The following is a 12355-nucleotide window of genomic DNA, read 5'->3' as shown; positions in this document are numbered from 1 at the left end:
CTATTCAATAAGTTTGACATATTATTGGGTGATTAGTAGTATATATAGCAACAGCTTATACATTATTAACGTAATCTTCTTATCCAGAGAGGTGGAGGGACTGGCCCTTTGAAACCTCGGCAACGGATTCTGTCCAACAGAACACCGTGCTAATTCCTTCAAGCTAAACGTGGCTTGGAAGATGAGGAGAGTTGGGATCTACATAAAAGCAGAGCCCCTCTTCTTTCTAAAAAAGGAGAAGGGCTCTGCTTTTATGTATATGACATTTAAGATTAAATGTTTAAAACTTAGTAAAATTATTGGAATTATCAAGTATTATCGTTATGGTAAAGGAAGGGGACTGGGGAATTGAGATATGGATTTTGGCTCCCTATATTTGGTGGTTGGTTACGGAATGTGGATGATGAACAAATGCCCCCAACATTTGATTATGTGAAAGAAGTTATTCAATCAGCTGAAAAGTGGGGGTATGACACGACGCTTATAGCAGAATTGTATTTGAACGATATCAAAGGTCCTGAAAGGGATTCATTAGAAGCATGGTCCACTGCTGCAGCATTAGCTGCTGTTACGGATTCGATAGAAATCATGGCAGCTGTTCGACCGAATTTTCATAATCCTGCCGTTACAGCAAAAATGGCTTCTACAATAGATCATATTAGTAATGGACGCTTTACGTTGAATGTTGTTTCAGCTTGGTGGCAAGAAGAAGCACGACAATACGGAGGTGCTTTTACAGAGCACGATGAACGATATGATCGTACGGATGAGTTTTTGCAAATTTTAAAAGGGTTATGGTCTCAAGATACCTATAGTTTTCAAGGGAAGTTTTATCACGTTGCTGATACCCAATTACAACCTAAACCTATTCAAGCCCCAACGATATACGCAGGTGGGGAAAGTCCGAGAGGGAAACAAACCATCTCGCAGTATTGTGATGCTTATGTAATGCATGGAGGGACGGTTGAGGAGATTTCCCAAAAAATAAGCGATATGAAAGAGCGGAGACTTCAAGTAACTTCAACACCATTTCAATCGTTTGGAATGGCTGCTTATGTCATCTGTCGTGACACGGAAGAAGAAGCACTTGAGGAGTTGAAGCGAATTACGCAGGTGAAGCAGTCTAGCGCTTATGCAGGGTACAAAGATTTCACTAGTAAATCACAGCTTGAACAGCAGGTGGAATTGTTGGATTATTCGGTATCCAATCGTGGTTTACGACCAAATTTGATTGGCACACCTAATCAAATAGCAGAGAAAATTATTGATTATGAAGAAGTTGGACTTGATTTGTTGCTGCTTCAATGTTCCCCACAACTTGAGGAAATGGAGCGGTTTTCTAAGCAAGTCATGCCTCTAGTAGAAGAAAAAAGGAAGGAGACTCAAACGTGAGTAAAGTATATATTTTACACGAAAATGAAGAATGGACTATTCACCTCACAGATCGTTTAGAGCAATTAGGCATCCCATATGAAAGCTGGCATTTGGATTATGGAACGATTGATTTATCAGAGGAGCCCCCAGAAGGTGTTTTCTACAATAGGATGAGCGCTTCTTCCCACACAAGAAATCATCGATTTGCGCCGGAATTTGCTGAAGCGGTTCTAGCGTGGCTTGAGCGACATGGTCGAACGGTAATTAATGGTAGCAGGGCCCTCCGTCTTGAAGTTAGTAAAGTCAATCAATATATGGCATTAGACCAGCAAGGGATACAAACACCTAAAACGATCACAGCTGTTGGGCGTGACCAAATCATAGAGGCTGCTAAGCAGCTTAATCGACCATCCTTTATTACAAAGCATAATCGTGCAGGTAAAGGCCAAGGCGTTCAATTGTTCCACTCGCTAGAAGCTTTGCACCAGTATGTGTACAGCGATGACTTTGATGAACCTGTAGATGGTATAACGCTTGTGCAAGAGTACATTAAAGCACCAGAACCTTATATTGTAAGGTGTGAATTCATTGCCGGGAAGTTTTTCTATGCGGTTCGTGTCGATACGTCTGATGGATTTGAACTATGCCCAGCTGATGCTTGTACCATTGAGGAATTGAATTGTCCAACAGGAGAAGCTCCGCAACAAGAAGAGGAACAACCAAAGTTTAAAGTCTTAGATTATTTCAATGATCCGATTATCGAAAAGTATGAACAATTCCTTTCAGAAAATAATGTTGAGGTTGCTGGGATAGAATGTATCCAAGACCAAAACGGATATCTGTACACCTATGATGTGAATACCAATACGAACTATAATAAAGAGGCTGAGGAACATGAGGGTAAGTATGGTATGTTGGAACTTGCAACGTACCTTGGAAGTAAACTAGAGAAGAAAACCATATACAGTAATCAATGAAACGTAAGTTAGACATCTAGTAAGGTGTCTAGCTTTTTTTATACGTTCTAAAGCCTCGATGTGGTAGGAATCACTGCATCGAGGCTTTATTTAGTCTTATCTAGGATTTTTATTTATTTAGTTCCTATTGAAGATGGAAGCCCTTGAACCCCTTTTCTGTAAGTGGTGAGAGAATGGTTTCCTTTGATGGTATCGGTTTGCAAGGAGAATTCAATAGGGGAGCGAATATGCGAATAATGCCATAGTTGCTTTGTGAAAGGGCAGTAGATAATGGTGGGAGGTAATTGTGTGACAAGGTCATGCATGTTGGCAAAGCGAATGCTTAAGGGGACGGAAAAACTATATGCTTTGGTGAACTCTTCATTTCCTACCCTTGGACTGGCGTAGTTGTACATAACAACTTTAGCGAATGGGGCGTTTCGTTTTGCATCTAGAGCATGTAGTGTTGCTAGAGCTCCACCAAGGCTATGTCCTGTAATGTAGAGCTCCTTGTGAGGAGAAATGTGCTGATAAGCTTGGAAGATGTCATCACGGCACGACTCGTAGATGGATAAGAAACCATTATGGACGAGACCACCTTTGTCTGCATATGGATACGGATGTTGAAAAACTAGAGCATCTGCAATCCAATCTGGTTCCGTATTTGTCCCACGAAAGGCGATTACCACCGAGTGTTCAGATTCTATAATGAAGCCAAACCATTCTTCTGATTGAAGCGTATGGGCTTTGAATGATTTCACTAGTTTAAATCCTTTAGGTATTGTAAAATCTCCACCTTGTTTAAATTGCACGTAGCTCAATTCACACATCTTTAATAAAAATAAAGCAAGTTGCTTATGATAAAACGGAAGTAACATAAATACAACCCACCTTTCATCGTAAAAATGAAAAAGCTTATGTTAAGTGCTTTTCTGTAGATGGCTAGGTTGTATCTTATGTGGGGAAGATCGGGTTGGTTCTAAGGTTGAATAGTGAAAGTGAACTACATAAAAGGAGTTACGTACATGGTAGAGCAGACAATTTTTTATAAGGATTTAGGTAATGGGCTTCCGGTTGTATTTATTCACCCGCCAGGGATGGGTCATAAAGTATTTCTGTATCAAGAGAATTTATCGCAATCGTATCGAGTATTACTTCCAGACTTAAATGGGCATGGTATGTCTTCAAAGCGGGACAATCCAGTGAGTATAGCGGGTTTTTCTTTGGATATAAAAGAAATGCTAGATCATGCTGGAATTGAAAAAGCGGTGATATGTGGATACTCTGCAGGAAGCATGGTCGCTCAAGACTTTGTAATCTCCTATCCTGAACGCACGCATGCCATGATTTTGTCTGGAGGGTTCCCTAAGGTTAATTCGTTCGTATTAGCAACGGAATATAAAATTGGTATGCGCCTTGTAAAAAAGAATCGTGAGAGATTAGCTAACATAATAGCGAGAAGTCATACCAAGCATCCTACATTTCAGCATGCATTGAAGAGTTACATGATGAAGGCAGATCCAACTGTTTGGTATGAATTCTATAAAGAATCGTATCATTATGATTGTTCTCAGCAATTATCAACCATTAAGGTCCCCGTGTTACTCCTTTATGGTAAAAGGGAAACATGGATGAAAAAGCATATCCCGTATTATAATCAATGCGCTTTTTGCACGTTACAACAAATCCCTAAGGCATTTCATCAATTACCATCACGACAATCAGTGTATTTCAACAGAATCATCGATCACTTTTTAACGGAACAAGCTCCTCTTTTTCAAAATATGATATCAAAATAATGTTTGATGATCTGGTAAACAGGAAATGGGTATAGAAGAAAATGTAATGGAGGGATCAAGAATGCCAGCAGCAGAGAAAGAATTAAAAGACTTATATATGAAAAAAAGTGGTGAATCAATCCGCTTTGCACACGGAAATTACATTATTACACAAGTAGATGGAAAGCAACATTGCGAGCTAACTTTAAATAATGTAGAACAATACGAAATGTTTGAACATCGTAAAGATGAAAACCAAGATGTCGAAGTTACGTTCATTACACAAGAAGGCGATAAATTTGACGGAACACTTAAAGTAACAACAGTTAATCGCGAAAACGAAAATAGTAATACTGTAGAGCTTGAGAGTAAAGAAGCGATTGCTCAGCAGTAAAAAGTAATGGATTGAAACCCGCCAAGGAATTGGCGGGTTTTTTACATTGTCGTCTAGGAATTTATAAAATTCAATGCTTGTATATGAAGTGGACAGGAAAAAAGTCAAAAATTGTAGAAGTAAGACGGTAGTGGAGATGAAAAATTGTATAGAATTCCAGAGGATGATAAGAATATCTGAATGGAATAACCAAGGTTACCACTAGACCTGTGGTGGAAAGTAATGTATATTTTGGTAGAGAGCAATCGATTTGCTGGAGGGACATCATAATGAAAAAAATACTATTCATCGTAGCGATCGCTTTATTACTAGCTGGTTGTTCTAATGCCACTGCTAACTCATTTCCTGATGCTAGAGACAAGGCAGGATTCCCGGTTGTAGAACCTACATACGTTCCAGATGGTATGGAACAAACTAAATTGAGAGTAGAATATGGGTCGTTATTTGTAGCATACGAAAGTGAAGAGAAGCATCTTGAAATCTATCAAGAACATGCAAGTGATAGATGGATGATTCAGCACGTTCAGAAATACATTCTCACAGGAGAATTTGATGAAGCCTTTGGGCAGGTTAATGAAATATTTGAAACGGAAGATTATGTCGGCTTTATTGATACAGAAGCAGTACGTCTTCATGAAACCTACCAGTACACATTCCTACCAAAGGATACGGAATTATGGAAGGATTACTACTATCAGCTTACTACGAATGTAAGCAAAAAAGAGTTGAGGAAAGTTATTGAGAATTTAAACGTTGTCGATAACGAAATTAAATAAAGCTATGCACATAGTAAAAAACTCCGCCAACCTGGCGGAGTTTTTTGTTCTTACAACAGGTTAATAGCTCATGTACATATACTTTCTTTTGGAGACGGAAAAGATGACATCAGGATACTAATTTTGCGCAAGCTTGCGCTCTTTGTGTTTTCCTTATCTAAAAGTACTTACTTCTTATAAAGGGAATTTGATTAAAATCGCTACGTCACGTAACAACATCGAACCAACCTACTTACCTCGTTTAGGCCGCAGTTTGTACGTCACTAACCGGGTGCTTGCGCTTTTGTTGCTAAATAGGCATGCCTCCTTTCAAAATCTCTTTCTAGCTCAGCCATCGTGATATTTTCTAGTATATCTGTTCGCTTATAAATTCCATCCTCTACTAACTGCTTAAATAGCCTCTTTCGTTTAACCTCAACAGCCTTTTGTAATAATGTCATCTTTCCTCCATCCCTTCCCTTTAGTTTGTCATCATCCTGACTTGGATTAATGTCATTATAGCCCCATATCGAACCGTTATCATGAAGTTTGTCAGTTTAACTTACACGAAAATTTTGAAAAGTCTGTTTCATGTATGTAAGAAAACCTAACAAACCTAGTTACAAAATATACTCCTTGTGTGTATAATCCTATTTATAGCATTCAACAATTCAGCACGATCTGAGAGGTGAAAGGATGGTATGGAAGAAGATAAGCATTCTTTGAAGGAACGAAAGGTTATTACAATAGGTATTGTGAGTGAGTTGACAGGATTAACGGTAAGGCAAATTCGATACTACGAGGAAAGGAAGCTTATTTTTCCTGAACGATCCAATCAAGGTAGTCGTAAATTCTCTTTTTCGGATGTGGAAACACTTATGGAAATAGCGAACAAAATCGAAGAGGGAGTTCAAACGCATGAAATTCGAAGAGAAATGGCTAAAAAGAAAAAAGGGGTTACCGAGAAAGAAGTAAGAAATCGAATGTTGAAAGGGCAAATTCGAGCCCAATTTGGCGACCCCAAGATGTAAATGCTTACATGGTTGCGTCGCATGAAATCAAGGTCTGCTAGGTACAACCTTAATAATCAGAAAATTTAATAATTTTAGAAAAATCCCTTGCTTTTTCCTTTTCCAGCATGTAGGATTATTAACATAACAAAACATGTTAGAATTTCTAACATAAACCGAAAGGGGATCCAATCATGAAAAAAGTTGAGTCCGTCATTCGTCCGGAATCGTTCCCAGTTTTGCGTGAAAAGTTAGATGAAGTGGAAGTGAATGGATTAACGGTTTCCGAAGTTGCAGGATACGGTAAGCAGAAAGGGTTAGAAGGGGTATTTCGGGGAACACGTTATGAAATAAAATTATACCCAAAAGTGAAAGTAGAAATGATTGTTGATGAAGATCAAGTAGATCAAATTGTTAATCTCATTAAAGAAACATGCATTACGGGAGAGACAGGTGATGGGAAGATTTTTATTTATCCTGTAGAAAATGTCATTCGTATCAGAACTGGTGAAGAAGGTAAAGAAGCTATTATTTAATTTATTTATAACATATTTTAGGAGGAATGAATGGAATGAAAAAGAAAGTAGGATCATTACTTACGGGGAGTTTGTTGTTAGCCAGTCCTGTGTACGCCGAAACAAGTGGACCTTCTATTGAATCATTGAGTGCTTCTATGGATATGGTTTGGATCATGGTAGCTGCCTTTTTGGTTTTCTTCATGCATGCTGGTTTTGCGATGGTAGAAGCGGGTTTCACTAGATCGAAGAATGCTTTGAATATTTTAATGAAAAACTTCCTAACCATGTCGATTGCCTCTATTTTATACTTTCTTGTTGGTTATGCATTTATGTTTGGTTCTTCAGCAGGAGGCTTTATTGGAACAGACGGATTCATGTTAACGGGTTATGAAGACCAAGTTGGCTTCTTTGCATTCCAGGCAGTTTTTGCTGCAACATGTGCTACTATAATTTCAGGAGCTGTAGCTGAACGAATGAAGTTAGGTGCGTATATTCTATTAACTGTACTTATGACAGGATTTATCTATCCAGTTGTTGGGCACTGGATTTGGGGTAGCGGTTGGTTAGCTAGTTTAGGCTTTACGGACTTTGCTGGTTCAACAGTTGTTCACCTAACTGGTGCATTAGGAGCTGTTGTAGCTGTAGCTGTTCTAGGAAGTCGTATTGGTAAGTATTCCAAAGGGAAAGCCAATGTTATCCCAGGACATAACATACCAATTGGTGCACTAGGTGTATTCATTCTTTGGTTCGGTTGGTTCGGATTTAATGGTGGAAGTACATTAGCAGCGGATCCTTCTCTTATTCCTCATGTTGTTTCTACTACGTTATTAGCAGCATCTGCAGGTGTAATTGGCTCTGCATTATACTCTTATATGAAATACCAACGTGTTGATGCATCCTTGACCTTAAATGGAGCATTAGGTGGACTTGTCGGAATTACAGCCGGTACTGCTGCTGTATCTTTAGGTGGTGCCATCATTATCGGAATTATTGCAGGTGTTATTCTAGTAGAAGCTGTTACACTAATCGACCAACGATTCAAACTGGATGACCCAGTTGGTGCAATTGCTGTTCACGGTATCTGTGGTGTCTGGGGTACGTTAGCAGTTGGTCTATTCGCAATGGAAGGTGGTCTATTCTACGGAGGCGGAGTATCCCTATTAGGCGTTCAAGCAGTCGGAATTGCAGCTGTTATGGTTTGGACGATGGGCTCTGTTGGTCTTTCTCTATTCATCGTTACTAGAGTTACATCCATCCGAGTGAGTCGTGAAGAAGAAATCTCCGGACTTGATTTCACTGAACACGGATCTCGTGCATACGAATCTTCTGGAAGCATCTTTAATGAAAATAACCCAGAAGACAACGGTGAGTTTGGGGTTGGATTGCTAGAGCGTTTGAATGAAGTAAGCAAAAATAAAGGCAAGAACAAGCCAAAGACACCTACCAAGCCTAAAACAGAAGTGAATTAAGGAAGAGACACTCATATTAGCACGGGATTTCTATTACAGAAATTCCGTGCTTTTTTTCGGCCTACACGACGTAGGTTGGTTCGATGTTGCTACGTGATGTAGCGGTTTTAATCGAACTTCCCCATTTAATGGGATGAAGGGACAGGTCCCTCGTCCCACTTAAATGGGACGAGGAACCTGTCCCCTCTGTTCACTTCTCTATTCCTTGGGCGCGTTTCAGGCTTGTGATGGCTCCTTGGTGAAGGCCTTCATGCCAGTTTGAAAAAGTGAAAAGCTCACCTAAAGTGGAGAACTCCATAATAGAGCCTAGTTTGAAAGGGGATTCTCGTTCTTCTTCAAGACGTCCTTGATAGTGGGTGCGCATCGCTTCTATCTGTTGGGACAAATGCATGCGTAGTTCATCTAGAGAAGGTGGCTCTGTTTGCCAATCTCGTGGACTTGTACGAGCGTTAAATAAGTCAATGTAGTGGGATGGGATTTCTTTCTCTTTTTGAAGAAAACCAGCTAGCAAGTTCTCATGGTTCACTAATATGTGTCCAAAGTTCCATCGAATCGAATTGTTAAATCCTTCAGGGATGACATCGGCCTGCTCTTCTGTTGTTGCTTCTAAAGCTTTTAGGGTGCGTGTTCGTACAAATTCCATCTGTTTAAAAATCATCTCTTCCTTCACCATTAACCTCCTCAAATATAAAAAATGGTATTAAAAAGAGGTTAACATTTGTTAACCTCTCTATCATCCATTATTCGTTAAATCGAAACAAATCACCGGATAGGTAGCGCTCCCCTGTATCTGGTGCAATAACAACAACTACCTCACCAGGTTCTTTGCGTTTTGCCACTTCCATTGCAGCATAGCAAGCTGCTCCGGCAGAAGGTCCTACTAACATACCTTCTTCACGAGCCAAGCGTCGTGTAATATCGTAGGCAATCTCATCTGATATTTTGAAAATCTCATCATATACGTCCTGGTTTAAAATATCAGGAATAAAGCCAGGGCTTGTTCCGACAAGCTTATGCTTACCTGGTTTCCCTCCAGAAAGGACGGGGGAGCCTTCAGGTTCTACTACATGAACGGTCATATCTTTATAATGCTCTTTTAAGCTTTCGCCTGTACCTGTTACCGTACCACCAGTACCGGCAGTGGAAACGAATGCGGATAATGGTTTACCTAGCTCATCCATTGCTTCAATAATTTCCGTAGCAGTAGTGTTACGGTGTGCGTCAGGGTTTGCGGTGTTTTTGAACTGCATAGGAACGAAACTTCCTGGAATTTCTTTAGCTAATTCCTCAGCACGCTTAATTGCGCCAGGCATTTTATCAGCGCCGGGTGTTAGCTCAACCTCAGCACCATAAGCTTTTAATAGGTTGATTCGTTCTTGAGTCATCGTATCTGGCATCACCAAAATGGACCGGTATCCACGGGCTGCTGCATTCATTGCAAGTCCAATACCTGTATTTCCGCTAGTAGGCTCGATTATAGTAGATCCTTCTTTTAAGTCTCCAGCTTTCTCAGCCTCCACCATCATATTATAAGCTGCGCGGTCTTTTACGCTTCCGCTCGGGTTAAACATTTCTAGTTTCACATATACATCTGCACCACCTTGAGGGTTGATGCGATTTAGTTTCACTAAAGGGGTATCTCCGATTAATTCTGCCATATTGTTTACAACACGCATGATGTCACTCCCTACATAACCTCGTTTCTTATAAGTTTAACATAAACCCCTTAGAGTACTCATGTCTTAGACTTTTTTGAACGTTAGTCTGGACATGAAGCAGTAATCCCTCACAATTGGAAAATCTCTGTTACAATTAACGTAAACGCTTACAATTATAAGGGGATGGTTAGATGACATGGACTCCAGAGACTGCTTATGACGCTATGAAAGAAATATATACAGATGATGTGATGCAAGAAGAGAAACGGCGCGTGTTCCAACAAGTATATCGTCATGTTTATGAACATTTAGAAGATTTAGCTGCAAAAGATGCAGTCAAACAAGAAGTTGAAGATCGTATGCAACTATATAAGGCATACACCTTTATGCCAGGAGATAACTTATTTCAGTCCATGCGATATGTATTTTTGCTTGCACGGGGAGAAAAAGAGCGAGATCGAGCTGTCACACAACAACACCTGCAAAGGATTTACCGTGCATTATTTTCGGCTGCAGGGTTGAAAAATCCAGTCATTCCAGATTCATTTTGGGAAACGCCACTTGGGGTGAGCTGTTTGGTTGCGGACAAAGGAATAGAGGCTGTTTATCCTATATTAGATGAGATGGAAATCAGTTAGTGAAATCCCCCACTTCAGTTTTTGAAGAGGGGGATTTTAATAGGGGATGGCTTCCTATTTCTAACTCAAGTACTTCTTTAATAAGCTGCGATCGTGCCGTCTGTTCTCGATTCTGTACCACCATATAAAGTGCCGGTATTAGAATCGCGCCATATGATTTGACCTCGCCCAAAAGAGCCTGTTTCGAGCTCTAGTTGAATGTGGTGACCTTTACGAGCAAGAGCTTCTGCAATATGAGATGGAAATGATGGTTCGACCACGACCTTTTTCTTCTCGACCCATTGCCAACGTGGTGCATCCAGAGCTGCCTGTGGGTTCATATGGAAATCAATCGTATTCATGATGACCTGAAGGTGTCCCTGCGGTTGCATAAATCCTCCCATAACACCAAAAGGACCAACAGGATCCTTTCCTTTCGTTAAAAATCCTGGAATGATGGTATGGTAGGTGCGCTTACCGCCTTCTAATGCATTATCATGGTGAGGATTCAACGAAAAGCTATGACCTCTGTTTTGAAGTGCAATACCTGTTCCTGGTACGACCAAACCAGACCCAAATCCCATATAATTGCTCTGAATAAAAGAAACCATATTTCCTTCATTGTCAGCTGTTGCAAGATAAACGGTGCCGCCTTTTGGTGGAGTACCAGGTTCAGGTGTGCCAGCGGTATCTTTTATAAGCTTCCTTCTTTCCTCAGCATATTCCTCTAATAGTAATTCCTTCGCAGATACAGACATGTTCATTTCCTCGGTAATATATGTCTTCCCATCAGTAAAGGCGAGTTTCATTGCTTCTATTTGTTTATGATAGGTGTCGATTGACTCTTTTTCGGTAAGTTCATACCCTTTCAAGATATTTAAGGCTTGTAGGGCAATTAACCCTTGTCCGTTTGGGGGAATCTCCCATACGTCATAGCCTTTATAAGGAATGGATATCGGATCTACCCACTCAGGGGAGAAGTTAGCCAGGTCCTCTTTCAGTAAATATCCACCATATTGTTCAGAAAAAGAAGCAATTTGATCCGCTATATCCCCTTTATAAAAAGATACGCCCTTTGTATTTGCAATGGACTGCAATGTTTGAGCCATATCAGGAGAACTCCATACTTCCCCAACATAAGGTGCTCTGCCATTTGGGGCGAATGTTTCGAACCATGATGTAAAGGCTTCGTTCGTAAGCTTTTCCCTGAAAGCTTCGTAAGTTGCTCTCCAAAACTTTCCTAATGTAGGGGAGATGGGGAAGCCTTTTTCAGCGTAGTGGATAGCAGGTTCTAAAAGATCTTTGAATGACAAGTTACCGAAGCGATCAGATAGCTCAGCCCAAGCAGCAGGTACTCCTGGGACTGTGACAGGTACCCATCCATGTGTAGGCATTTCATCATATCCTTGAGCCTTTACTTTATCAATGGATATGGAGCTTGGGGCGGGTCCACTACCGTTTAAGCCATGAAGTTTATCTTTCGTCCAAACCAAGGCAAAAGCGTCACCGCCAATTCCATTTGAAGTAGGCTCTACGACAGTTAACGTAGCTGCTGTAGCAATTGCGGCATCAATCGCATTACCACCTTGTTTCATTATGTCTAGACCGACCTGAGCGGCAAGTGGCTGGGATGTGGCGACCATCCCCTGATTAGCAACTGTTGTTGTACGCCTTGATGAATATGGAGAATACAATGAATCAAAGTGAAGCATGGATAAAAACTCCTCTCGTTATGTAAACATATGCTCCAATTCTTATTCGATAATGAATGACAAAAGCCCTTGTTATTTTTGGAATTGAACTTCATATATGTAAAGCATTTTTTA

Annotated in this window: 14 protein-coding genes and 1 riboswitch; of the genes, 9 read left to right on the top strand and 5 right to left on the bottom strand. The window is 40.3% G+C overall.

Annotation, left to right across the window (positions count from 1 at the left end):
• Nucleotides 1-76: 76 nt before the first annotated feature.
• Nucleotides 77-188: riboswitch (SAM riboswitch) on the top strand.
• Between the two features lie 160 nt (nucleotides 189-348).
• Together N782_RS03180 and N782_RS03175 are read left to right on the top strand one after the other, a co-directional pair.
• A complete protein-coding gene (locus N782_RS03180; RefSeq protein WP_036816065.1) occupies nucleotides 349-1392 on the top strand; it encodes an LLM class flavin-dependent oxidoreductase in 1044 nt (347 codons plus the stop codon).
• On the top strand, nucleotides 1389-2351 hold the full coding sequence (locus tag N782_RS03175; protein WP_036816064.1) for an ATP-grasp domain-containing protein: 963 nt from the start codon (nucleotides 1389-1391) through the stop codon (nucleotides 2349-2351). Before N782_RS03180 ends, N782_RS03175 begins: the two co-directional genes overlap by 4 nt.
• Before the next feature lie 113 nt (nucleotides 2352-2464).
• Here N782_RS03175 and N782_RS03170 read toward each other — a convergent pair whose 3' ends face one another.
• Complete coding sequence (locus tag N782_RS03170; protein WP_036816062.1) at nucleotides 2465-3208, bottom strand: lipase family protein; 744 nt, start codon at nucleotides 3206-3208, stop codon at nucleotides 2465-2467.
• A gap of 147 nt (nucleotides 3209-3355) precedes the next feature.
• On the opposite strand from N782_RS03170, the gene N782_RS03165 reads away from it, so the two are divergent.
• The 3 genes from N782_RS03165 to N782_RS03155 all read left to right on the top strand — a co-directional run bounded on the left by N782_RS03165 (nucleotide 3356) and on the right by N782_RS03155 (nucleotide 5278).
• Complete coding sequence (locus N782_RS03165; RefSeq protein ID WP_036816054.1) at nucleotides 3356-4129, top strand: alpha/beta fold hydrolase; 774 nt, start codon at nucleotides 3356-3358, stop codon at nucleotides 4127-4129.
• 61 nt (nucleotides 4130-4190) lie between these two features.
• A complete protein-coding gene (locus N782_RS03160; RefSeq protein ID WP_036816052.1) occupies nucleotides 4191-4502 on the top strand; it encodes a hypothetical protein in 312 nt (103 codons plus the stop codon).
• A gap of 269 nt (nucleotides 4503-4771) precedes the next feature.
• Nucleotides 4772-5278, top strand: coding sequence for a membrane lipoprotein lipid attachment site-containing protein (locus N782_RS03155; RefSeq protein ID WP_036816050.1), 507 nt, complete (start codon nucleotides 4772-4774; stop codon nucleotides 5276-5278).
• Between the two features lie 263 nt (nucleotides 5279-5541).
• On the opposite strand, the gene N782_RS21435 is transcribed toward N782_RS03155, so the two are convergent.
• On the bottom strand, nucleotides 5542-5718 hold the full coding sequence (locus N782_RS21435) for a hypothetical protein (protein WP_161783068.1): 177 nt from the start codon (nucleotides 5716-5718) through the stop codon (nucleotides 5542-5544).
• Nucleotides 5719-5958: 240 nt separating this feature from the next.
• On the opposite strand from N782_RS21435, the gene N782_RS03150 reads away from it, so the two are divergent.
• The 3 genes from N782_RS03150 to N782_RS03140 all read left to right on the top strand — a co-directional run bounded on the left by N782_RS03150 (nucleotide 5959) and on the right by N782_RS03140 (nucleotide 8254).
• Nucleotides 5959-6288, top strand: coding sequence for a MerR family transcriptional regulator (locus N782_RS03150; RefSeq protein ID WP_036816049.1), 330 nt, complete (start codon nucleotides 5959-5961; stop codon nucleotides 6286-6288).
• A gap of 173 nt (nucleotides 6289-6461) precedes the next feature.
• The gene (locus N782_RS03145) at nucleotides 6462-6803 is read left to right on the top strand and encodes a P-II family nitrogen regulator (protein WP_036816047.1); all 342 of its coding nucleotides are present in this window, start codon (nucleotides 6462-6464) and stop codon (nucleotides 6801-6803) included.
• A gap of 35 nt (nucleotides 6804-6838) precedes the next feature.
• Nucleotides 6839-8254, top strand: coding sequence for an ammonium transporter (locus tag N782_RS03140; RefSeq protein ID WP_036816046.1), 1416 nt, complete (start codon nucleotides 6839-6841; stop codon nucleotides 8252-8254).
• A gap of 190 nt (nucleotides 8255-8444) precedes the next feature.
• Here the strand turns inward: N782_RS03140 and N782_RS03135 are convergent, their stop codons facing one another.
• Entirely contained in the window at nucleotides 8445-8924 is a 480-nt protein-coding gene (locus N782_RS03135; protein ID WP_052111144.1) for a DinB family protein, read from the bottom strand.
• A gap of 70 nt (nucleotides 8925-8994) precedes the next feature.
• On the bottom strand, nucleotides 8995-9930 hold the full coding sequence (cysK, locus tag N782_RS03130) for a cysteine synthase A (protein ID WP_036816040.1): 936 nt from the start codon (nucleotides 9928-9930) through the stop codon (nucleotides 8995-8997).
• Nucleotides 9931-10103: 173 nt separating this feature from the next.
• Here cysK and N782_RS03125 point away from each other — a divergent pair, with 173 nt between their 5' ends.
• Nucleotides 10104-10550, top strand: coding sequence for a hypothetical protein (locus N782_RS03125; protein ID WP_036816036.1), 447 nt, complete (start codon nucleotides 10104-10106; stop codon nucleotides 10548-10550).
• 77 nt (nucleotides 10551-10627) lie between these two features.
• Here the strand turns inward: N782_RS03125 and N782_RS03120 are convergent, their stop codons facing one another.
• Nucleotides 10628-12241: a gamma-glutamyltransferase family protein gene (locus N782_RS03120; protein ID WP_036816035.1), complete on the bottom strand. Its 1614-nt coding sequence runs from the start codon at nucleotides 12239-12241 to the stop codon at nucleotides 10628-10630.
• Nucleotides 12242-12355 lie beyond the last annotated feature (114 nt).

Source organism: Pontibacillus yanchengensis Y32, from assembly GCF_000770635.1.
Taxonomy (GTDB): domain Bacteria; phylum Bacillota; class Bacilli; order Bacillales; family BH030062; genus Pontibacillus; species Pontibacillus yanchengensis.
Note: the sequence above shows the minus strand (reverse complement) of the source record. Positions and strands in the feature narration are given on the sequence as shown.

What these genes read in the sequence shown, in the direction of transcription:
- cysK (WP_036816040.1), bottom strand. Translation starts at nt 9,930, where the DNA reads ATGCGTGTTGTAAACAATATGGCAGAATTAATCGGAGATACCCCTTTA.
- N782_RS03120 (WP_036816035.1), bottom strand. Translation starts at nt 12,241, where the DNA reads ATGCTTCACTTTGATTCATTGTATTCTCCATATTCATCAAGGCGTACA.
- N782_RS03145 (WP_036816047.1), top strand. Translation starts at nt 6,462, where the DNA reads ATGAAAAAAGTTGAGTCCGTCATTCGTCCGGAATCGTTCCCAGTTTTG.
- N782_RS03170 (WP_036816062.1), bottom strand. Translation starts at nt 3,208, where the DNA reads ATGTTACTTCCGTTTTATCATAAGCAACTTGCTTTATTTTTATTAAAG.
- N782_RS21435 (WP_161783068.1), bottom strand. Translation starts at nt 5,718, where the DNA reads ATGACATTATTACAAAAGGCTGTTGAGGTTAAACGAAAGAGGCTATTT.
- N782_RS03165 (WP_036816054.1), top strand. Translation starts at nt 3,356, where the DNA reads ATGGTAGAGCAGACAATTTTTTATAAGGATTTAGGTAATGGGCTTCCG.
- N782_RS03140 (WP_036816046.1), top strand. Translation starts at nt 6,839, where the DNA reads ATGAAAAAGAAAGTAGGATCATTACTTACGGGGAGTTTGTTGTTAGCC.
- N782_RS03160 (WP_036816052.1), top strand. Translation starts at nt 4,191, where the DNA reads ATGCCAGCAGCAGAGAAAGAATTAAAAGACTTATATATGAAAAAAAGT.
- N782_RS03125 (WP_036816036.1), top strand. Translation starts at nt 10,104, where the DNA reads ATGACATGGACTCCAGAGACTGCTTATGACGCTATGAAAGAAATATAT.
- N782_RS03150 (WP_036816049.1), top strand. Translation starts at nt 5,959, where the DNA reads ATGGAAGAAGATAAGCATTCTTTGAAGGAACGAAAGGTTATTACAATA.
- N782_RS03155 (WP_036816050.1), top strand. Translation starts at nt 4,772, where the DNA reads ATGAAAAAAATACTATTCATCGTAGCGATCGCTTTATTACTAGCTGGT.